This window comes from Acetobacter sp. (assembly GCF_022483985.1).
GTDB lineage: Bacteria > Pseudomonadota > Alphaproteobacteria > Acetobacterales > Acetobacteraceae > Acetobacter.
In genome coordinates this window covers 1,940,140-1,961,697 of sequence record NZ_JAKVME010000001.1, presented here as the reverse complement: position 1 = coordinate 1,961,697, position 21,558 = coordinate 1,940,140, and the positions used below count along the sequence as shown (strand labels likewise).

Annotated in this window: 18 protein-coding genes; 14 read left to right on the top strand and 4 right to left on the bottom strand. The window is 56.7% G+C overall.

Annotation, left to right across the window (positions count from 1 at the left end; translation table 11 throughout):
• Nucleotides 1-13 precede the first annotated feature (13 nt).
• The 5 genes from nuoN to LKE90_RS08690 all read left to right on the top strand — a co-directional run bounded on the left by nuoN (nt 14) and on the right by LKE90_RS08690 (nt 5,530).
• The gene (gene nuoN / locus LKE90_RS08710) at nt 14-1,438 is read left to right on the top strand and encodes an NADH-quinone oxidoreductase subunit NuoN (protein WP_291494106.1); all 1,425 of its coding nucleotides are present in this window, start codon (nt 14-16) and stop codon (nt 1,436-1,438) included.
• On the top strand, nt 1,431-2,240 hold the full coding sequence (locus tag LKE90_RS08705; protein ID WP_291494108.1) for a biotin--[acetyl-CoA-carboxylase] ligase: 810 nt from the start codon (nt 1,431-1,433) through the stop codon (nt 2,238-2,240). Before nuoN ends, LKE90_RS08705 begins: the two co-directional genes overlap by 8 nt.
• Entirely contained in the window at nt 2,224-3,039 is an 816-nt protein-coding gene (locus LKE90_RS08700) for a type III pantothenate kinase (RefSeq protein ID WP_291494178.1), read from the top strand. Before LKE90_RS08705 ends, LKE90_RS08700 begins: the two co-directional genes overlap by 17 nt.
• Nucleotides 3,040-3,048: 9 nt before the next feature.
• Complete coding sequence (locus tag LKE90_RS08695; protein ID WP_291494110.1) at nt 3,049-4,698, top strand: ribonuclease J; 1,650 nt, start codon at nt 3,049-3,051, stop codon at nt 4,696-4,698.
• A gap of 154 nt (nt 4,699-4,852) precedes the next feature.
• Nucleotides 4,853-5,530 (top strand): TetR/AcrR family transcriptional regulator, encoded by a 678-nt coding sequence (locus LKE90_RS08690; RefSeq protein WP_291494112.1) that lies wholly within the window; start codon nt 4,853-4,855, stop codon nt 5,528-5,530.
• On the opposite strand, the gene LKE90_RS08685 is transcribed toward LKE90_RS08690, so the two are convergent.
• Nucleotides 5,451-6,911, bottom strand: coding sequence for an NCS1 family nucleobase:cation symporter-1 (locus LKE90_RS08685; RefSeq protein WP_291494114.1), 1,461 nt, complete (start codon nt 6,909-6,911; stop codon nt 5,451-5,453). The genes LKE90_RS08690 and LKE90_RS08685 overlap by 80 nt on opposite strands.
• Before the next feature lie 126 nt (nt 6,912-7,037).
• On the opposite strand from LKE90_RS08685, the gene hydA reads away from it, so the two are divergent.
• Nucleotides 7,038-8,438, top strand: a complete 1,401-nt coding sequence (gene hydA, locus LKE90_RS08680; protein WP_291494115.1) for a dihydropyrimidinase — start codon at nt 7,038-7,040, stop codon at nt 8,436-8,438.
• A 137-nt stretch (nt 8,439-8,575) separates the two neighbouring features.
• On the opposite strand, the gene LKE90_RS08675 is transcribed toward hydA, so the two are convergent.
• The gene (locus LKE90_RS08675) at nt 8,576-9,631 is read right to left on the bottom strand and encodes a 2OG-Fe(II) oxygenase (protein WP_291494117.1); all 1,056 of its coding nucleotides are present in this window, start codon (nt 9,629-9,631) and stop codon (nt 8,576-8,578) included.
• A 479-nt stretch (nt 9,632-10,110) separates the two neighbouring features.
• Between LKE90_RS08675 and LKE90_RS08670 the strand changes: the two genes are divergently transcribed.
• The 7 genes from LKE90_RS08670 to LKE90_RS08640 all read left to right on the top strand — a co-directional run bounded on the left by LKE90_RS08670 (nt 10,111) and on the right by LKE90_RS08640 (nt 19,784).
• Nucleotides 10,111-12,261, top strand: a complete 2,151-nt coding sequence (locus tag LKE90_RS08670; RefSeq protein ID WP_407066101.1) for a TonB-dependent receptor — start codon at nt 10,111-10,113, stop codon at nt 12,259-12,261.
• 140 nt (nt 12,262-12,401) lie between these two features.
• Nucleotides 12,402-13,760, top strand: coding sequence for an NAD(P)-dependent oxidoreductase (locus LKE90_RS08665; protein ID WP_408737093.1), 1,359 nt, complete (start codon nt 12,402-12,404; stop codon nt 13,758-13,760).
• 15 nt (nt 13,761-13,775) lie between these two features.
• On the top strand, nt 13,776-15,044 hold the full coding sequence (gene preA / locus LKE90_RS08660; protein WP_291494127.1) for an NAD-dependent dihydropyrimidine dehydrogenase subunit PreA: 1,269 nt from the start codon (nt 13,776-13,778) through the stop codon (nt 15,042-15,044).
• Nucleotides 15,045-15,086: 42 nt separating this feature from the next.
• Entirely contained in the window at nt 15,087-16,346 is a 1,260-nt protein-coding gene (locus LKE90_RS08655; protein WP_291494129.1) for a M20 family metallo-hydrolase, read from the top strand.
• Between the two features lie 195 nt (nt 16,347-16,541).
• On the top strand, nt 16,542-17,858 hold the full coding sequence (gene proS / locus LKE90_RS08650) for a proline--tRNA ligase (protein WP_291494131.1): 1,317 nt from the start codon (nt 16,542-16,544) through the stop codon (nt 17,856-17,858).
• Nucleotides 17,858-19,111: a lipoprotein-releasing ABC transporter permease subunit gene (locus LKE90_RS08645; RefSeq protein ID WP_291494133.1), complete on the top strand. Its 1,254-nt coding sequence runs from the start codon at nt 17,858-17,860 to the stop codon at nt 19,109-19,111. Before proS ends, LKE90_RS08645 begins: the two co-directional genes overlap by 1 nt.
• The gene (locus LKE90_RS08640) at nt 19,104-19,784 is read left to right on the top strand and encodes an ABC transporter ATP-binding protein (protein ID WP_291494135.1); all 681 of its coding nucleotides are present in this window, start codon (nt 19,104-19,106) and stop codon (nt 19,782-19,784) included. The genes LKE90_RS08645 and LKE90_RS08640 overlap by 8 nt, the downstream gene beginning before the upstream one ends.
• Nucleotides 19,785-19,884: 100 nt before the next feature.
• On the opposite strand, the gene fliP is transcribed toward LKE90_RS08640, so the two are convergent.
• Both fliP and LKE90_RS08630 read right to left on the bottom strand, forming a co-directional pair.
• Nucleotides 19,885-20,679, bottom strand: a complete 795-nt coding sequence (gene fliP, locus LKE90_RS08635) for a flagellar type III secretion system pore protein FliP (RefSeq protein WP_291494137.1) — start codon at nt 20,677-20,679, stop codon at nt 19,885-19,887.
• Nucleotides 20,676-20,957 (bottom strand): hypothetical protein, encoded by a 282-nt coding sequence (locus LKE90_RS08630; RefSeq protein WP_291494139.1) that lies wholly within the window; start codon nt 20,955-20,957, stop codon nt 20,676-20,678. The genes fliP and LKE90_RS08630 overlap by 4 nt, the downstream gene beginning before the upstream one ends.
• A gap of 205 nt (nt 20,958-21,162) precedes the next feature.
• On the opposite strand from LKE90_RS08630, the gene LKE90_RS08625 reads away from it, so the two are divergent.
• Nucleotides 21,163-21,558, top strand: coding sequence for a flagellar basal body rod protein FlgB (locus tag LKE90_RS08625; RefSeq protein WP_291494141.1), 396 nt, complete (start codon nt 21,163-21,165; stop codon nt 21,556-21,558).

Genomic DNA, 21,558 nt, shown 5'->3' with positions numbered 1-21,558 from the left:
GGGAGAATGGACGATGAACTGGATACTTGCGTTGCCGGAAATCGTTCTGGCGGTCAGCGGTCTCCTTATCCTCTCGGTGGGTGTGCTCACGAGGAAAGGCCATGCCTTTCTGCCATCGGCGACGCTGAGCATCGCGGCCTTCGTGGTCACGGGGTTTCTGGTGGCCACGTCCTATGGTGGCGTTGGCTATGATGGGCTCTTCGTGGTCGATGCGTTCGCTCGCTTCATCAAGCTGCTGGCGATTGTCGGTGGCGTGGTGGCGATTGCCCTGTCGGTGGGTTACACCAACGAGCACCGTGAACTGCCGTTCGAGATGCCCATTCTCGTGCTGTTCTCGACCCTCGGGGCGATGGTCATGGCGTCGTCCACCAATCTGATGACGCTGTTTGTCGGGCTGGAACTGTCCTCACTGGCGATTTACGTTCTGTGCGCCATGGAGCGGGACCGTCTGGGTTCAGCGGAAGCAGGTCTGAAATATTTCATTCTCGGTTCGCTGGCGTCCGGTCTTCTGCTCTATGGCGTGTCGCTGGTCTACGGCTATGCGGGGACGATGGAGTACGCGCCCATCGCGGCCGAGATCAACGGCGCAGGCATCCTGCCCGTCGGTCTTGTGATTGGCATGGTGTTCGTCATCGTCGGGCTGGCGTTCAAGCTGTCCGCCGTGCCGTTCCACATGTGGACGCCGGATGTCTATCAGGGTGCGCCGACACCGGTGACGGCCTACATGGCCGGTGCGCCGAAATTTGCGGCTTTCGCCCTGATTCTGCGCGTGATGGCGGGTCCGTTCGGTGCGATGTCACCGCGCTGGCAGTTGCTGATCGAAGTGATCGCGGCCCTGTCCATGCTGTTCGGTTCCTTCGCCGCCATCCCGCAGCGCAACATCAAGCGCCTGATGGCCTACTCGTCGATCGGTCACATGGGCTATGCGATGATGGGGCTTGCCGCCGCGTCTCCTGCAGGGACGACAGGCACACTGGTTTATCTCACGACCTATCTGATCATGAATGCGGGCACGTTCGGTGTGATCACCGCCATGCGTCGGCAGGGACGTGAGATTACCGAAATCTCCGACATCGCAGGACTGGGGCGCACCAATCCGGGGCTGGCTCTGGTTCTGGCGATCTGCATGTTCAGCATGATCGGCGTGCCGCCGCTGGCCGGGTTCTTCGGCAAGTTCATGGTGTTCGCCGCAGCCTGGAACGCAGGCCTGTATCCGCTGATCGCAGTCGGCGTGGTGTCCGCCATCGTTGGAGCGTTTTATTACCTCCGCATTGTTAAGGTGGCGTATTTCGATCCGGCGGCTCCGGCCTTCGATCGTCCTGCCCCGTCTGTCTCGTTCGTATCCATCGCCATGGGGCTGGCGACGGTGCTGTTCCTGATTGGTCTGGGTCCGATCAGCGAGGCAGCGCAGGCTGCGGCGCAGGCGCTCATTGACTGAGCCGGCTGCGCCTCAGGGAAGCGGTCCGGATCAGCTTCCCGTCTGGCGGCTCTCATGTTTCGACGAACTGCCCTCCACCTCTGACCTCTGTCTTGCAAAGGCGGAGGAAGGTGAGGCTGACGGCTTCGCCGCGCTGGCCTTTCATCAGACGAATCCCCGAGGCAGTCGCGGGCGTCTCTGGTCTGATCCGGGAGACAGTCTGGCGCTTTCAGCATTGCTGCGGCCGGATGAGACCGAGCGGAAACAGCCCGGCGCATGGGCGTTCATCGCGGCTCTGGCGTTTCATGACGGTCTTGCTTCGGGGCGGGACAGTAGCTCCCGGCTGCGGATCAAATGGCCCAATGACATCGTGCTGGATGGTCGCAAGATGGGTGGTATTCTGGTGGAAGCAGGAGGAGGTTCCGCGCCCTGGCTGGTCATTGGTTTCGGGGCCAATCTTGTGGCCTCTCCCGTCATTCCCGGCCGGAGGTTGGCCTGTCTGGCGGAGTGGACAGCCTCCTGCCAGCCGCGTGCTGTCGCCGGGCGTATCCTGTCTGCACTGACACACTGGCGACAGGTTTTCAGGACCGAAGGTTTTGCAGCAATTCGTCTCGCATGGCTTGAGAGATCGTTGCCTTTGGGAGCGCCCCTTGTAGTAAATGGCGGCGGACACTATTCTGAGGGCAGATTTGCAGGGATTGGTGAGGATGGTGAGCTGCTCCTCGACTGTAATGGAAGGGTCGAGAGAGTGATCACGGGTGAAGTGCTTTATGGTGATCCCAGAGTGAATGCGTTGGAAGCCGGTCGTGCTGCTGGTCATTGACGCAGGCAATACGAACGCTGTTTTTGCTGTCGATGACGGGGAAAAATGGCGTGGAACCTGGCGCATCTCCATGCAGACGCAGCGCACAAGCGACGAATACGCGGTGTGGCTGCTGACGCTGCTTCGCAACGAAGGGATTGCGCCAGAGGACATTACAGGCGCCGCCATCGGTACGGTTGTGCCAGCAGCTTTCTATCATCTCCGCCAGCTCTGCCGTCAGTATTTCAATGTGGAGCCTCTCGTGGCCTCGTCCCGTCTGGACTGGGGCTTCCGGATTGCACTGGATAACCCGACGGAAGTGGGCGTTGACCGTCTGCTGAACGGGCTCGCGGCCCAGCGCCTTTATGGTGGTCCGCTGGTGGTCATTGATTTCGGCACCGCCACCACGTTTGACGTCGTGGCGGAAGACGGAACGTATCTGGGTGGCATCATTGCTCCCGGCATCAACCTGTCGGTTGAAGCCCTGCATATGGCCGCGGCGCGTCTGCCGCGGATTGGAATTGGTCGCCCGGAAGGCGGCCTTGTTATCGGGAAGAATACGAACATGGCCATGCGGTCAGGCGTGTTCTGGGGATATGTCGGATTGATCGAAGGACTTGTCGAGCGGGTCAAACGGGAGTTCGGAGCCCCGATGAAGGTGCTTGCGACTGGTGGTCTCGCGCCGCTCTTCTCTGAGGGGACAGAGGTTTTCGACCATATCGACCCTGAATTGACCATCAACGGATTGCGGTTCCTGTTCGAGCGAAACCCGGAGCCGCCATTACACACCATCACAGACAGTACACAGGAAGAAGGATAACAGAACGATATGACAGAGAAGGACGGCGGTCTGGCCTTTCTGCCACTTGGCGGAACGGGCGAGATCGGCATGAATCTCAACCTTTACAGGTTGGGAGAGACATGGCTTGCGGTTGACTGCGGTATCGGGTTTTCCGGCAATGATACGCCGGAAGCGGAAATTCTGGTTCCGGACCCGACCTATATCATGGAGCGTCGGGACAAACTGGCTGGTCTGGTCATCACGCATGCTCATGAAGATCACATCGGCGCGGTGGCGCACCTCTGGACCCGCCTTGAGTGCCCGATTTACGCAACGTCGTTTGCGGCAACGGTTCTGCGCCGCAAGCTCGGTGAGGCCCGTCTCGACCAGCAGGTGAAGATCCACGTGGTCCCCTGCGGCGGACGCTTCAATGTCGGACCATTCGACATCGAGTTCATCCCGGTCACCCATTCGGTGCCGGAAGCGCAGGCGATGGCCATCCGCACGCCGCAGGGCGTGGTGGTGCATACCGGCGACTGGAAGATCGACCCGACGCCACTGGTCGGACCGCCGACCGATATCGAGCGTCTGCGCGAAATCGGTGACGAGGGTGTGCTGGCGCTGGTGTGTGACAGTACCAACGTGATGACGCCCGGTGCCTCGCGCTCGGAAGCCGAAGTGCGTCAGGGCCTGACGGAACTGATGGGAACGCTGACGGGACGCATCGCCGTTACCTGCTTCGCGTCCAATGTCGCCCGCGTTGAGACCATCGCCATGGCGGCGCAGGCTGCCGGACGTGTCGTGGTGCTGGTCGGTCGTTCGCTGCGCAACCTCGACGTGGCGGCGCGTGAGTGCGGCTACCTCTCGGGCGTGCTGCCGTTCCTGCCGGAATACGAGATCAACAATGTCGAGGACGACAAGATCGTCATGATCATCACCGGCAGTCAGGGCGAGCCCCGCTCGGCGCTGTCGCGGATCGCCTCGGACACGCATCAGACCGTCGCGCTCGGAGAAGGGGATACGGTCATCTATTCGAGCCGCATGATCCCGGGCAACGAGCGCGCGATCATGCAGGTGCAGGACAATCTGACCCGTAACGGCGTCCGTGTCATCACGGACAAGGAAGGGTACATGATCCACTGCTCCGGCCATGCCACGGCTGATGACGTGCGGATGATGTATGACCTGATCCGTCCGCAATACGCTGTGCCGACACATGGCGAATGGCGTCACCTGACGGCCCATGCGGCTCTGGCTCAGGAGAAGGGCATCGCCTCGATCCTGCTGGAAGACGGCGATATCCTGAACCTCGCGCCCGGTGCTGTGCAGGTGGTCGACACCGCGCCTACCGGACGTCTGGCTGTGGATGGCAACCGTCTGCTGGCGATGGACGGCGATGTTCTGTCTGCCCGTCGCAAGATGCTGTTCAACGGCATTATCATCGCCAGTGTCGCGGTGGATGACGAAGGCTACGTCATCGGCGAGCCGAAGATCAGCGCGCCGGGTCTGCTGGAAGCAGGAGAGCCGGAAAGCATTCGTGTTCAGGAAGAGTTCTCCAACGCGATCGACGAGATTCCGGATGAACTGCGCATGGATGACGTCTCCTTCCGGGAGGCCGCCAAGACGGCGCTGCGTCGGGCTCTGGGGCGCAAGCTGCAGAAACGTCCGCTCGTGGACGTACACGTCCTTCGCGTCTGACGTGATCGATCAGGCAGGCGCCACGCACGAGACGCCTGCCTGCTTCTGACGGCGGCTGATGATACGCTTCGACATGCTGCGGTCATGCATGGGCGAGGGTCGTGTGGCATAATCGTCGGATGAAGGTTACAGCAAGCAAGAGACAGAAAATTCAATGAGGCAGAAAGACGGAAACCGGCCCGTAGGGTCTTTGCGCGAGAACATGACAGGTCATATTCTGGACGCGGCGGAAAAAGTCTTTTCTTGTCATGGTTTTTCTGGCGCTCGTGTTGATGAGATCGCCCGGGTCTGTGATCTGCCCAAGGCGAATGTCCTTTATTATTTCAGTACCAAGGAAAAGCTCTATCACGCGACGCTGGAGCGTTTTCTTGATGGTTGGCTGGCTGATGCCGATGCTTGGATTTCAGAAAAGAACAGACCTTATGACGGTCTGCTGAAATACGTTCAGGCGAAAATCGTTTTCTCCCGGCGTAAGCCGGAGGTTTCCCGGCTCTTTATGCAGGAACTTCTGTCTGGCGGTGGCCAGATCGAGGATTTTCTGAAAATCACGCTGAAAGAGCATGTGGAGAGACTGTCAGAAGTTTTCAGAATCTGGCAGGAGCGGGACCAGATGAAGGCGGTGAATGTTCCGCACTTCATGTTCCTGCTCTGGTCCATGACACAGTCCTACGCCGATATGCAGGTGCAGTTTGCAGCCGTTCTGGGGCGAAAGAAACTGCTGAAAAGCGATTATGACGATGGCCTGAGCACCATCATGCAACTGCTTTCTTCTGTGTGTATTGATGCGGAAACAGCCGCGCCAGAAGAAGGTAGAACCCAAGCGCCGTCGTGAATCCGGCGATGCAGGATAGGTTCCGATACGGCGCGAAAGCAGCGAAGAAGATGAAACTCAGTCCGCATAGCGTGCCGGTGACAAGGGCGCTGATTGCGACGGGATTGATACCTCCGCGATACCAGTAGACGCCGCTCCGGTCAGAAGAATAAAGAGCCTCTGCCTGAATATGCTGCTTTTTGACCACGTAGTAATCGGCCAGAAGAATGGCGACCATCGGTGTGATGCAGCTTCCCAGCACATCGAGCGTGAGATGCACCAGTTCAGGCCGCGCATAGAGGTTCCACGGTGTGACGATGATGGCGCCTGCCCCGGCGATCAGTCCACCCTTGCGCCATGAAAGATGGTTCGGCGCGATATTCGAAAAATCGAATGCGGCAGAGACGAAGTTCGCTGAAATATTGATGCCGATTGTGGCCGTAACGACGGTCAGAACGCCCAGAAGAGCTGTGGTCAGGCTTGTGGTTTTGACGACGGTTTCCACTGGGTCGAAAATCAGATGACCAAAGACCGGTAGTGTCAGGGCGATCGTCAGCAGTGTCAGGGAGGCAAACGCCAGAAGATTGAAGGGAAGCCCCCAGAAGTTGCCGCTGCGGATGGCGCGCATGCTGACGCCATAGCGGGAAAAATCGCCGAAATTGAGGATGATGGGCGAGAAATAGGCAAGGATGAGTGCCATGGCATTCACGATGCCGAACAACTGCTGGCTGAAGGTCGGATGTGTTGCTGTGTGGAACATGTGAAAGGAGACATGCCCGCCGGTTCTGACAAGCAGCCACCCGTCGAGCAGCACCATCATGCCGTAAATGATGGGGCCGGCCCAGTCGATGAAATGGCGGATGGCATCCATACCGTTCCAGAAAACCATGATTTGCAGGGTCCACACGGTCATGAAGGCGGCCCAGCCGACCAGTGACAGTCCGACAAAGCCATGTTGCGAGGCGATGGCCCAGGGTTCAAGGGCTGGCCACAGCTTGACGGCAAGCACCACAAGCGCGTTGGAGGCAAGCCAGGTCTGGATGCCATACCAGCCGATGGCGATCAGCCCGCGTATGAACGCCGCGAGGATGGCGCCATAAACGCCGAACGTCATGCGGGCGACGACAGGAAACGGCGCGCCTGTACGGAAGCTTGGAGCGGCGACAAGGTTGCAGGCCACCTGCACCACGAGAATGCCGAGGAGCAGGGCGAGAAACACGTCTTTAAGCGGCAATTCCATGACAAAAAGGCTGCTGACCGTCACATAGCCCGCCACACTGTGAATGTTGGACATCCACAGGAACAGGTAGTCCTTGCCACCCCATGTGCGTTGGGTCACCGGAGCCAGGTCGTCATTGATCAGGCGGGATGATCTCAGTGGGGGTGATAAAGGGCCGTTCATGGTGCTCTCCCTGAGAACATGATTCGTTTCTGAAATATCTTATTGACCAAATAGTCAGAATAACAATACGGTTTCGATATGAAATGTGGAGAAATCCACGATTCCTGCAATCACGAGGGAGCACTCATGCTGCATATCAGAGGCGGTGACGTTGTAACGGCGGAACGCACCATGCGGGCCGATGTGCTGTGTGGTGATGGTGGACGGATTCTTCAGGTGGGACCTGATCTGGAAACACCGACTGGCTATGACGTGGTGGAGGCAGGTGGTCTGCTGGTCATGCCGGGTGGCATAGACCCGCATACGCATATGGAAATGCCTTTCATGGGCACCATTGCGACAGATGATTTCTTTACAGGTACCGCAGCCGGGCTGGCGGGAGGCACAACGAGCATCATTGATTTCGTGATTCCGGGTTCGGGGCGTGGCTTGCTGGATTCATGGAAAGAATGGCGTGAAAAAGCAACGAAATCTGCCTCTGACTATGGTTTTCATGTTGCCATCACGGAGTGGAATGACCAGGTGCGCCATGACATGGGTACGCTGGTTGAAGAGTGTGGCGTCAACTCCTTCAAGCATTTCATGGCCTACAAAAATGCCCTGATGATTGAAGACGATACGCTGCTCCGGTCCATGAAACGAGCATCGGAACTCGGCGCGATCTGTACTGTTCATGCTGAAAATGGTGATGCGGTCGCCTACCTCCAGCAGGATCTGCTGGCGCAGGGACGAACCGGGCCGGAGGCGCACCCTGTCTCACGTCCGCCGGAAGTGGAGGGGGAGGCTGCCCAGCGCGCCATCGCTCTGGCTGGTCTGCTGGGTGTGCCGGTCTATATTGTCCATGTCTCGACCGAGCAGGCGGCAAAGGCCATCGCTGATGCCCGCATGAGAGGGCAGGAGGTGTATGGCGAAGTCCTGCCGCAGCATCTTGTGTTTGACGAAAGCGTTTATGAAAGTTCGGACTGGCTGAAGGCGGCACGTTACGTGATGAGCCCGCCGTTTCGGGAGCGTCATCATCAGTCGGCTCTGTGGGGCGGGTTGATGTCCGGCCAGTTGCACACGACGGCGACGGATCACTGCTGCTTCTGCGCTGCGCAGAAGGAGGCCGGACGACAGGATTTCACCCGCATTCCCAACGGAACGCCGGGTATTGAGGACAGGATGAGTGTGCTGTGGCACTACGGCGTGAAGAAAGGCCATCTGTCTCCAGAGAATTTCGTGGCTCTGACGTCCACCAATACGGCCCGGATTTTCAATATTTATCCGCAGAAAGGGACGATCTTACCCGGAGCGGATGCTGACATTGTTCTGTGGGACCCTGATGCGGAGCGAACCATTTCGGCCGCAATGCACCATCAGAATGTCGATTACAATATTTTTGAAGGTATGACGCTGACCGGTCTGGCGCAGACAACAATCAGCAACGGCAGGGTCGTCTGGCAGAACGGGGATTTACGGGCGGTCAAGGGGGCTGGGCGTTATATCAGCCGCCCGGCTCTGAAAAGGGCTCCTCGCAAACCTCTTTAGAAACATCTGAAGAAAGTCTTCAGGCTGAGCCTTTTGTCCCGGAGGGCAGAAGTAAGCGGTCTCTGTGAAGCTGCTCCACCTGTTAAATGGATGGGGCAGCGTTCTGCATTGTTATAGATACTGTTGACGCAAGAACCCTATTTCGCATCGGAGGTTTTTTGTCCGGTCACTTCCTCCTGACTGCGGGCATAGGCAAGGGAGTCTTCGTTGAAGGCGAAGGGAAGGCATGCATAACGCTTGCCCTCTGTGACGGGGCAGACGGCATGCATGAGTGCGCTGGAAAAGATGAGAGCGCCTCCTGTTGGCGGACAAAATCCCTGATCTGAAAATTCGGGAAAGATCAGCTCACCACCCTTGAAATCATGATTGAGATTAAGGGAAATGGCGAAAAGTCTGTGAAACGCGCCTTTGACCGTATTATCGCGATGTGGCCCGAAACCACCCAGTTCGGCGGCGTCATAGCATCCGATGATCATGCGATCCATGCCGGTAACCGTGCATTGAAAACTCTTGCGGATTTCAGGAACGACACGCCGGATGATCCGGGCCTGCAAACCTTGAACCAGAGTTTTGTCACGTAAAACACAGTCATGTCTGCGCTTGAAAGACTGGCTGACGGTCTGGATGGCAGTCCCGTCACTGTCACGTGTAAGAATGCCGGAGAAGTTCTGTGGCTGACTGTGATAGTAAGAAATGAGCGTCTGACAGAACTCTGGTTCGAGCACATTGTCGAGCATGAGTGCGGGGATGGGGCCGTTCTGGAAACGGGGGGGCTTGTCCAGCCATTTGTTCAGATGGTTTGCTACGTCAGGACTGTCGGGAAGAACCTGTCTGATCCTGAGCATGGGATCGACCAGAATCCAGAGCGCTTCATCTGGGCCAGCACCGTAAAGCCTGTGCACGGCCTGATCATCGTCAAAGAGCACAATGCTGTCGCGACTGGCATGATCCGAAACGGGACGGCTGATCTCCCGACTGTCGCCAGTGACACGGAAGATTTCCAGAACACCGCTCTTTCGTTTCTCAGCAAGGCCGCGAAATGCTTCGGTGTCGCATGCCGCCGGAGGAGACTGGGCTGAAGCCATGAAGATCAGCAGGCTATACCGTCCGGCAGCCATATCGAAACTGTAATGGCCCCAGCCCGTATCGGCTTTCTGTAGAAACAGCGGGGCGGGATCGCCGGTAAGGATCATAGGCGGAATTCTCTGATCGCAATTGATTTGTCTTACTATATTGAAAATACTTATTATTTAAAGGTTTTTGTTTGCACGGGGAAGATGGGAAAAGGAGATGGAGAGAAAAACTTAACCAGATGGTCGAATTATCGTTGCGAATCCGGATTAAAAAATTATAGTTACCCTGCATTGATCACCTTTGCTTTTCGATGCGGGAGCGGGAAGAGAACATGGTCCGAAAACGCCTTTCAGTTTTTCATTTCCTCCTGGCGGGGACGATCTGTGGAGAAACAATTCTAACTGAGCTGGCGGTGGCTCAGGAGACGACCTTTCCTGCAAAGGCGACAAAAGCTGCCGCTGGACATGGTGTTGCACGGAAACCGGCTGCCTCCAGACCGCGTTCCATAAAGGCAAGTGGTCCCGGAGAAGCAATTCAAGTGACAGGCCGCACAGCCTCCGCGCAGGGTGTGACGGGACGGCAGCCGGGTGGCGGTCTTATGCGTCTCGAAACGCGTGCCGGAACCATCCAGTCTGTAACAAGGGATTTCATATCGAAGCAGCCTCCGTCCGCCAATCCTGTGCAGGTGCTGTCACTGACGCCCAGCGCCTTTGTCTCGTTGACTGAACCCTATGGTATTGCCGGTGGTAACCTGACCCTGCGCGGACTCCCTGGTGACCATGTCGGCTGGATCTATAATGGTGCACCGGTCAATGACGTGGGCGACGGTGGCTTTTATGCCAACCAGACATCGGATGGTGACAACCTGAAATCGGTTTCTCTGACGCCGGGATCAGTCGATATTGATACGCCAAGTATCTCGGCTGCTGCTGGCGCCGCTTATGCCGAACTGATCGACCCATCCCACAAGCGCGGTGGTTTTGTCGATTTCTCCTATGGCTCCTATAACATGCACAGAGAGTTCGTGCGGCTGGAAACCGGTGATATCGGGAAAACAGGCGTGCGTGCCTTCGCATCCTTTTCCAATACGGCATCAGATAACTGGCGTGGCCCGGGCAAGTTCACTCGCAAGCATGTCGATTTCAAGCTGGTGAAGGATTTCACACCGGAAAGTAACTGGACGCTCAATGCCAGCTACAACACCAATGAGTTACAGCTTGATATGTACCCGACAAAGGACCAGTTCGCGCAGTATGGTAAGAAACTGGATTACAGTTCCCACTTCAATAAAAACGACCGGACGAACTATTACAAGTACGGACTTGATGCTTTCCAGAATCTGATTGCTTCCGCGCCGCTGTCCCTGAAGCTGGCTGACGGTCTGCGGTTTGATGATACGCCTTATCTCTGGTGGGGGTCCGGCAGCATTGGTGGTGTGAGTACGATTGAAGATGGTCAGACTTTTTCTGGCAATCAGCCTGTAGACGTGAATGTCGCCAATGGCACGACCGTTTACTCACCACTTTATTTCAGTTACCACAGGACAGGTAATAACGCGAAAGTAACATGGACCAAAGGGATCAACACGCTCACCTTTGGCTGGTGGTATGAATGGTCACGAACCAATCAGGCGACCCCGGTATCCTACATCAATCAGAATGATGGTGGTCCTGCCAATATTTATGGCGATTATGGTCCAAGCATCTACCGCACTGCTGAAGGTAAAAAGTGGTACCTGAATAATCATAACACCTTTACGCAGGTGAACATGCTTTATCTTGGGGACAAGCTGAAGCTCCTGCATGACAAGCTGGAACTACAGGCTGGCGTGCGTCTGGCGATGGTCAATCGCAAGGTGAACAGTTATGTTCCCAACATTATCCAGAATCGTGGACAGAATGTTTTTGAACCGCTGCCGCAGTTCAGCGCCAGTTACACATTCAACTCCCATCATCAGTTGTATGTGCGTGGTTCGACCAGCTTCAAAATGCCCAACAACAATACGCTGTTCGAGCTGTATAATGTGAATGGCAGCATGTCGACGGCGCCATCGGACAATGTGAAGCCGGAATATTCGATTAATGAAGAAATCGGCTATCGCTATCATGACGACATCTTTGTCGGTGATATTTCTTTCTTCAATTACAATTTCACAAACCGCCAGATGGGAGTTCTGAGTTACTTCGGTAGCGCGCCTATGGCGACCACGATGAATGTTGGTAATCAGACATCACGGGGCGTCGACGTCCAGCTTGCAACGCGACCGATCTTTGGTCATTTCCGTCCCTATATCAGTTTCGAATATCTCGATGCGACCACCGATTCGAATATTCATTATCTGAATGATTACCTCCGTACCAAAGGGAAGCGGCCTGCCCAGACACCTCATGAAATGGGAGCATTGGGCATTGACTGGGATAACGGTCACATATTTCTTAATCTCAACCTGAAATATGTCGGATCGCAGTATGCGACACTGATGAATGATGAGAAATTACATTCATATATCTCGGACTCGCTGACTGTTGGTTATCGTTTCTCCAATGTCTGGTATCTGCATTCCCCCCAGATTCAGCTCAATTTCCAGAATCTGGCGGGTTCGCTTTATCGAAACGGCGTTTATTCGATGACGCCCTTCGCTCATGCCACAACGGGTCTGCATGGGACACAGTATACGGCGGGTTCGGCTCCGACCTATACACTCGCGCCGCCTCTGTCGGTTTCTTTTTCGGTGTCCACCGGTTTCTGATTTCTGTTTGACAATCAGGGAAAGCCCGTCAGTGAAAACTGCCGGGCTTTTTTTGTGTCCGATAAAAAGCTGACTAAATGGTCAGAAAAATGTTGCGTAACCGGATTAAATTCTCCACCATCAGGACGAACAGAATCTTGATGGATACACAGCCAATGCCATCCCCCGATATCCTAAGCGGTCGTCTGACTGATCTGGAGCTCACTCGTAACTTTTCCGATGCGCATCCACCGTTGTCCCATGAGCAGGCGCTGGTGGAAGCGGAGCGCTGCTTCTACTGCTATGACGCGCCATGCATCGAAGCCTGCCCGACCAGTATTGATATTCCCCGTTTCATCCGGGCGATTGCAACAGGCAACATGCAGGGGTCGGCCCGTACCATTCTCGACTCGAATATCCTTGGCGGTTCCTGCGCCAGGGTCTGTCCGACCGAGATTCTGTGTGAGCAGAAATGTGTCCATAACACGCTTGAGGAAGGGCGGCCCGTTCGGATCGGTCAGTTGCAGCGTCATGCGACGGACTGGCAGATGGGGCATGGCGGTCAGCCTTTCCGTCGCCAGCCGGAAACAGGACGCCGCGTGGCGATTGTGGGAGCGGGGCCAGCAGGTCTGGCATGCGCCCATCGTCTCGCCATGTATGGGCATGACGTCGTGCTGTATGACCGTCATGCGAAAGCAGGCGGCCTGAATGAATATGGCGTTGCGGCCTATAAGCTTTCAGATGATTTCGCGCAGAAGGAGGTGGATTTCCTTCTTGCGGTCGGAGGGATTTCGATTGTCGGCGGCAAGACGCTCGGTGTCGATTTCAGCGTCGGAGACCTTAAAAAGGATCATGACGCTGTCTTTCTTTCGATTGGTCTCACCGGTGTCCGGCAACTGGAGATGGAAGGTGAGACGCTGGATGGCGTTCAGGACGCGGTCTCCTTCATCGAAACGCTACGGTCCCTGCCGAAAGCCGATGTGCCTGTCGGCAGGCGGGTCGTGGTGATTGGTGGCGGTAACACGGCGGTTGATGCTGCTGTGCAGGCGCGTCGGCTTGGCGCGGATGAAGTGACGCTGGTTTATCGTCGTGGTGCGGAAAACATGTCGGCAACGGCGGTCGAACGGGAATGGGCGCAGACGAACGGCGTTACTGTTCGTCTGTGGGCGTCACCCGTGGCGATCGTGCAGGAGCAGGGGGTTCTGGCGGGCGTGGAGTTTTCACGCGGCTCTCTGAATGAGGCAGGAAAGCCTGTCTACAACGCTGACGACAGATTCCTTGTGCCGGCGGATATGGTGCTGAAGGCGGTAGGTCAGGTTTTCTGCCATGACCCGATCAGCGGTGAAGATATTGCAATCCAGAACGGGCGGATTCTGGTGGATGCGGAATATCGCACCAGCATGAAGGGCGTGTATGCTGGCGGAGACTGCACTCCGGGCGAAGATCTGACGGTCGCTGCGGTGCGTGACGGGCGGGATGCGGCGGAAGCCATCAATGCCGCTCTTGTGAATGTGGCATAAGGGAGGAACGGGAATATGGCTGACCTGACTACAGTTTTCGCTGGCATTCGCTCTCCCAATCCGTTCTGGCTCGCCTCTGCGCCACCGACAGACAAGGAATACAATGTCCGACGTGCCTTTGAGGCCGGCTGGGGTGGTGTCGTCTGGAAGACGCTTGGCGAAGATCCTCCGGTGGTGAATGTAAGTTCGCGTTATGGTTCGCTGGATTTCAACGGCGCACGCATGATCGGTCTCAACAATATCGAGCTGATTTCCGACCGTCCTCTTGCGACCAATATTGCGGAAATAAAGTCTGTCAAAAGAGATTATCCGGATCGCGCCGTGATTGTCAGCCTGATGGTGCCGTGTGAGGAGGACAAGTGGAAGGCGATCCTCCCAATCGTTGAGGAAACGGGCGCGGACGGTATCGAACTGAACTTTGGCTGTCCGCACGGCATGTCCGAGCGCAATATGGGCGCTGCCGTGGGGCAGGTGCCTGAATATGTGGAAATGGTCACCCGCTGGTGCAAGCAGAACACCCGCATGCCGGTGATTGTGAAACTGACGCCCAACATCACCAACATTCTCATGCCTGCCCGTGCAGCGAAACGGGGTGGCGCGGATGCCGTGTCTCTTATCAACACCATTCAGTCCGTGATCGGTGTCGATCTGGACCAGATGGCGCCCATGCCGGTTGTTGGCGGTAAGGGAACGCATGGTGGCTATTGCGGGCCTGCGGTGAAGCCGATTGCCCTTCGTATGATTGGCGAGATTGCTCGTGATCCTGAGATGGCCGGAATGCCGATTTCAGGAATTGGCGGTATTGGTTCATGGCGGGATGCCGCCGAGTTTCTGGCGATGGGATCGACCACGCTTCAGGTCTGCACGGCGGCGATGCATTATGGCTTCCGCATTGTCGAGGATATGGCTGACGGTCTTTCCGCATGGATGGATCAGAAAGGCTACAGTTCGATTGAGGAACTTTCCGGTCGCGCACTTCAGCAGTTCGTGCCATGGAATCAGTTGAACATGAAGTTCAAGACCATCGCGAACATTGATCAGGACGCCTGCGTCAGTTGCGGTCTGTGTCACATCGCCTGCGAGGACACGTCGCATCAGGCGATTGCCAAAACCCGTGTCGGAAACGAACGTCATTACGAGGTGATTGAAGAAGAGTGCGTGGGCTGCAATCTGTGCGCTCATGTCTGCCCCGTCGATGGATGTATCACGATGGAGCCGCAGCCGGTCGAGGGACATCTGACATGGCCCGAGCATCCCAATAATCCGCATCGTGTCATGGCGTAACAGCTGGTTTCCTGAACTGATATCTGAACGAGGAGAAAGAGCGTGTCCCAGTCGGTCAAAGGCAGTAATCTGAGGGTCGATGGCAACGCCCTGTGGGTGGACCTGATGGCAACGGCCCGGTATGGCGGCACACCCAAAGGTGGCATCCGTCGGCTGACGCTCACGGATGAGGACCGGCAGGTGCGTGACTGGTTCATGCAGGCTTGTGCTGACCTTGGGTGTGAAGTCTCCTTTGACTCCATGGGCAATCTCTTTGCCCGCCGTCCGGGAACGGATAACACGCTGCCTCCCATCACCATGGGTAGCCATCTGGATACGCAGCCGACGGGTGGCAAGTTTGACGGTATTCTCGGCGTGCTCGGTGGTCTGTCCGTGCTTCGGGCGCTGCACAATTCCGGCTACACGACGCGTCATCCCATCGAGGTCATCAACTGGACCAACGAGGAAGGCTCGCGCTTTTCACCGCCGATGATGTGTTCGGGCGTGTTCGCAGGCGTGTTCACTGAAGCGGAAGTGCTGGACAAGCGCGATCGCGCCGGTATCCGTTTTGGCGATGAACTGGACACGATTGGCTATCGCGGCAAGGAGCCCTGCGGTCAGCACCCGATTTCAGCCTATTTCGAACTGCATATCGAGCAGGGGCCGATTCTGGAGGCCGAGGACAGGACGATCGGTATTGTCACCGGCATTCAGGGCGCGCGTTGGTATGAGGTGACGGTGCGCGGCAAGGACGCCCATGCGGGTTCGACCCCGATGCCGATGCGTCACGACGCGCTGGTTGCGTCCGCCGGGATGATCATGACGGTCAGTGAAGTGGCGAAGGCGCATGGTCCCAGTGCGGTGGGCACTGTAGGGCTGCTCGAAAATCGTCCCAATAGCAGTAATGTCGTGCCGGGCGAGGTGTTCTTCACCATTGACATCCGTGATCCAGATGATGCCGTGGTGCTACGCATGGAACAGGAGCTTCGTGGAAAGCTCGAAAAGATCGCACAGGAGAACAGTGTCGAACTGGAGATTGTGCAGATTTGGGACGCGCCGGCGGTTCATTTTGATGCGGCCTGTGTCGGTATGGTGGAAGCTGCCGCCGCAGAGCACGGCTACAGCGCGCGTCGGATCGTTTCCGGTCCCGGTCATGATGCTGGTTATGTGGCGAAAGTCGCCCCGACGGCGATGATTTTTGTGCCATGCAAGGATGGTCTCAGTCACAATGAGGAGGAGAGTGTCCTGCAACACGACGCGGAGATGGGCGCGAACGTGCTGCTGGCGGCGGTGCTCAAGGCGGATCAGGCGTTCGATCAGTAAAGTAAAAAGTTCGGTTCTGTAGAAGGCCGGATGGGCGGGGCAAACCTCACCCATCCGGCCTTTTCTGCTTGCAAGGCCCACGAAACCGACGTTTTGACAGGGGAGGGGCTTGCATCCAGCGCCGGTGTGAGGGATCACGCAAGGGAACGACCGCTCCCGGTCAACATGTTTGTCCTGCAGGAACGAAAGCCCACCATGCGCCTGTCACGCAGTTTTCTGCCTACCCTCAAGGAAACCCCGTCCGACGCCCAGATCGCGTCGCACAGGCTCATGCTCCGCGCCGGTCTCGTCCGGCAGACGGCTTCGGGTATCTACACCTGGCTTCCGGCAGGTCTGAAGGTTCTGCGCAACATCGCGAACATCGTGCGTGAGGAGCAGGATCGGGTCGGCGCACAGGAAGTGCTGATGGCGACCATCCAGTCCGCTGAACTGTGGAAGCGTTCCGGCCGTTATGACGCTTACGGCCCCGAGATGCTGCGCATCAAGGATCGGCACGAGCGCGAACTGCTCTACGGACCAACCAACGAGGAAGTCATCACCGACGTTGTTGGGCAGGAACTGAAATCCTACAAGGAGCTGCCGCAGGTTCTCTATCAGATCCAGTGGAAGTTCCGTGACGAGATTCGTCCGCGTTTCGGCGTAATGCGTGGCCGTGAATTTTACATGAAAGACGGCTACGGCTTCGATATCGACTACAAGAGCGCTGTCGATACCTATCGCAAGATGATGCTGTCCTACCTCCGTACGTTCCAGCGTCTTGGCGTTCGCGCCGTGCCGATGGTGGCTGACACCGGCCCGATCGGCGGCGACCTGAGCCACGAGTTCCTGATTCTTGCACCGACGGGCGAGAGCGGCGTGTTCTATGACGGTGCGCTCGATACGCTCGACTGGCTCGCCGATCCGGTGGACGTGGACAAATCCGAAGATCTTGAGAAGTTCTTCAAGAACGTCTCCTCTTACTATGCCGCCACGGACGAGAAGCACGACGAGAAGGCATGGGAGTCCGTGCCTGCCGAGCGCCGTCGTGAAGGGCGCGGAATCGAGGTCGCGCATATCTTCTATTTCGGCACGAAATACACCAAGTCGATGGACATCACTGTCGCCGGTCCTGATGGCACGCCCGTCCATCCGGAGATGGGGTCTTACGGTATCGGTGTGTCGCGTCTGGTCGGCGCGATCATCGAGGCCAGCCATGACGAGGCAGGCATCATCTGGCCGGACAATGTCGCGCCGTTCAAAGCCGCGATCCTGAACCTGAAGGTCGGTGACGAGACCTGCGACGCTCTGTGCGAGGCGCTCTATGCCAAGGCTCCCGAGCAGTTCCTCTATGACGACCGTTCCGATCGCGCTGGCGCCAAGTTCGCCGATGCCGACCTGATGGGGCATCCGTGGCAGATTATCGTTGGGCCGCGCGGAGCGAAGGAAGGCAAGGTCGAACTGAAGCGTCGCGCCACCGGTGAGCGTTTCGAACTGACCGTCGATGACGCTCTGGCGAAAGTCCTCGGCGTCTGATGTTCGGCTCCTTCGAGCGCGCCGTCGCTGGGCGGTATCTGCGGGCGAGAAAGGGCGAGCGCTTTGTCTCGGTGATCGCCATCTTCTCGCTGGTGGGCATTTCGCTCGGTGTTGCGACCCTCATCATCGTCATGGCGGTGATGAACGGGTTCCGCTCTGATCTGATGGGACGCATCCTCGGCCTGAATGGTGATCTTTCGCTCTACAGCGCCAGCGTCACGCGCTCGATTACGGACTATGATTCCATCGCTGACGAGGTTCGGAAAGTTCCGGGTGTCACCAGTGCCACACCCCTGCTGGAGGGGCAGGTGCTTCTCAGTGTCGGCAACTACAGTTCCGGCGGTGTCGTGCATGGCATGACGAAGCAGGGACTTATGGACCTGAAAGAAATCAGCTCCTCGATTATCGCCGGTTCGCTCGACAATTTTCAGGGCGATGACGCCATTGCCGTTGGTGCTACTCTGGCCGATCGCTCGGGTCTGATGATCGGTTCGAAGATCACGCTGGTCTCGCCCAACGGAGCCGCCACCGCATTCGGTACGGTGCCCCGGGTTAGAGCCTACAAGGTTGTGGCGATCTTCGATGCGGGTGTGAACGATTATAATGCGGGATATGTTTTCCTGCCGCTCGAAGCAGCGCAGGTCTATTTCCAGCAGCCGCATGCCGTGACGCAGATTCAGGTCATGACAACCGATGCAGAAAATATGCAGCCGGTAACACAGGCCATTACGGAGACGCTGGCTGATCCACGCATCCGTGTGATCGACTGGACGAAAAGCAATAACGCCTTCTTCGGGGCGGTTCAGGTCGAGCAGAATGTCATGTTCCTGATCCTGACGCTGATTATTCTGGTGGCGGCTTTCAATGTGATTTCATCCCTCATCATGATGGTGAAGGACAAGACGGCTGATATTGCCGTGCTACGGACGCTTGGCGCGACACGTGGTGCGATCATGCGGATCTTCCTGATGTGCGGCGCGTCCGTGGGTGTCACAGGTACGGTTCTGGGCACGGTTCTGGGGGTGGTGTTCTGCGAAAACATCGAACGTATCCGCCAGTTGTTGCAGAAAATAACCGGCACCAATCTGTTCAATCCGGAGGTCTATTACCTTGAACACCTTCCGGCGAAGCTGGTCTGGGGACAGGTAATCGAAATCATCGTCATGGCGCTGGGTCTGTCGCTTCTGGCGACGCTTTATCCGTCATGGCGGGCGGCGAAGACTGATCCGGTGGAGGCTCTGCGTCATGGGTGAGACAGTTCTGGCCCTGCGTGACATCACGCGTTGCTATGTCAGCGGCGACGAGACACTGCATGTCCTGCGTGGCTTGAATTTTGAACTCCGTGCTGGTGAAACTGTTGCTCTTGTCGCCCCGTCCGGCACGGGTAAATCCACTCTGCTGCATATCGCGGGTCTGCTTGATCATCCGGATGGTGGCGTGATCGAGGTTGCCGGACGGGACGCGGGACGTCTGCCGGACAAGGACCGTACGGCCATACGCTGTTCGGAAATCGGCTTTGTCTATCAGTTCCATCATCTGCTCGCTGAATTTACAGCTCGTGAAAATGTGGCTTTACCGCAGATGATCGGGGGAATGTCCCCGGCGGTTTCCCGTCGTCGGGCTGAAGAGTTGCTGGGTGTGTTCGGACTGGGGCATCGGCTAAATCACCTGCCCGGTAAACTGTCCGGTGGTGAACAGCAACGTGTCGCCATCGCCCGTGCGCTGGCCAATGCGCCATCTGTGCTGCTGGCGGATGAGCCGACCGGAAACCTCGATGTGTCCACTGCCGACATTGTGTTTGATGAACTGCTGCGCGTAGTGCGCGGCTCTGCTGTCGGAGCGCTGATCGCGACCCATAATGAAGAGCTTGCTGCCCGCATGGACCGGGTGGTGACCTTGCGGGATGGGCTGCTGGTTGAAGGATAGCGGGTCTTACTGTCCGCACTGGGTCTGAAATGTTTTAAAACGAGTATGTTGCAGGGTTGTCTGCAACATACGGGTAGGCTGCCGGAAGCCGATTACTCCCTCATCCACCGAAACTTCTCACCAGACTACCGGCCGTCAGTTGCCAGCCGTCAACCATCACGAAGAAGATGAGCTTGAACGGGAGTGAAATCGTCGTGGGCGGCAGCATCATCATGCCCAGACTCATGAGGACGGTTGAGACGACCAGATCAATGACAAGAAACGGCAGGTAGAGCAGAAATCCCATTTCAAAGCCTCTGCGTAACTCCCCCACCATGAAGGCAGGCATCAGAATACGCCATGGGGTATCTGCGGCGGTCTTTGGTGGTTCGACATGGGCGAGGCTGGCGAATGTCGCCAGATCCGCAGACCGCGTGTTCTGAAGCATGAATGTCCGGAAGGGTTCTGCTGTCGCCTTTATACCATCCATTTCACTGATGGATCCGTTGATGAGAGGCGAGATGCCATCTTCCCATGATTTTTCAAATACGGGTTGCATGACAAAAAAAGTGAGAAAGAGCGCGAGGCCGATCAGAACCGTGTTTGGTGGTGTGCCCTGTGCTCCTATTGCGCCGCGCAACAGCGACAGGACAATGATGATGCGCGTAAAGGCGGTGACCATCACCAGAAGGCTTGGAGCCAGAGAGATGACGGTGATCAGGGCTGAAAGCTGGACAAGGCGTCCTGTTGTGCCCGGCCCGGCTTTCTGTCCCAGATCAAGACTGATGGCCTGCGCGTGGGCGGTGCCCGGCCAGACGGCGAGAAGCAGGCCGCCGAGCAGGGTCAAGCCAGCAAGAGAAAACAATGCCAGAAGGGTAGTGTTGCGGCTGAATGGGAGACGTTGGGCGCCCATCATGTGTCGTTCTCTTCCACGGTGGATAATGGATAGGTTCCGCTGACAACAAGGTCATTCGGACCGCCTGTCAGGAGGAGAAAGCGTTGTCCTTCCCATGTGATCACGCTCAGCCGTCTTCTGGTATCCAGAACCAGTGAGGATTCCATGGCCAGCGTGCCCGAACTGCGACGGTTGCCACCAAATCGTGCCGCAATTTTCCAGCCGTTTCGGCTAAGCAGAATCATGACAAGCACGGCAATGGGAGCCAGTATTACAGAGAGCGTATCGTAGAATCCCATACAGACAATATTCCGTAGTCCAGGTTCCGGAATGTCTGATTTGGGCCCTGAAGATGAATCATTCCTTTACAGAAGATCATTTTCTTTCTGTGTAAACGAATAGTCCATTTGACCGTGATGTTAACGATATTGCAGTTTTTCTGCTCGATAACTGCCTGAGTTTCTGATGCGGTAAGTCCCGGTTACATGATACAGGAATTTGTGCATGTTTGATGCTTCACGTCCCGCTGCGGGTGGGGTTGATCTTTTTGGTCTGGCTCAGAAGCGGCTGGAATGGCTGGATAATCGCGAGCAGCTGCTGGCATCCAATATTGCGAATGCAAATACGCCCGAATACGTCGCAAAGGATATGGCACCCTTTGAGAGTGCGCTGTCTCAGTTCGGCGGTCAGCTTACGAGAACTTCGGAACGTCATATTGCTGGCAGAAAAGGCATGGATCAGAAATCAGATGAAGCTTCGGGCACCCAGTCGCTGGACGGTAACCGCGTTTCTCTTGAGAACCAGATGCAGCTCGTTGCCGAAACATCGGATCAACAGAGGCTCGCCACCAATGTCTACACAAGTTATCGGAACATGCTTAACTCCGTTCTGGGTAAATAA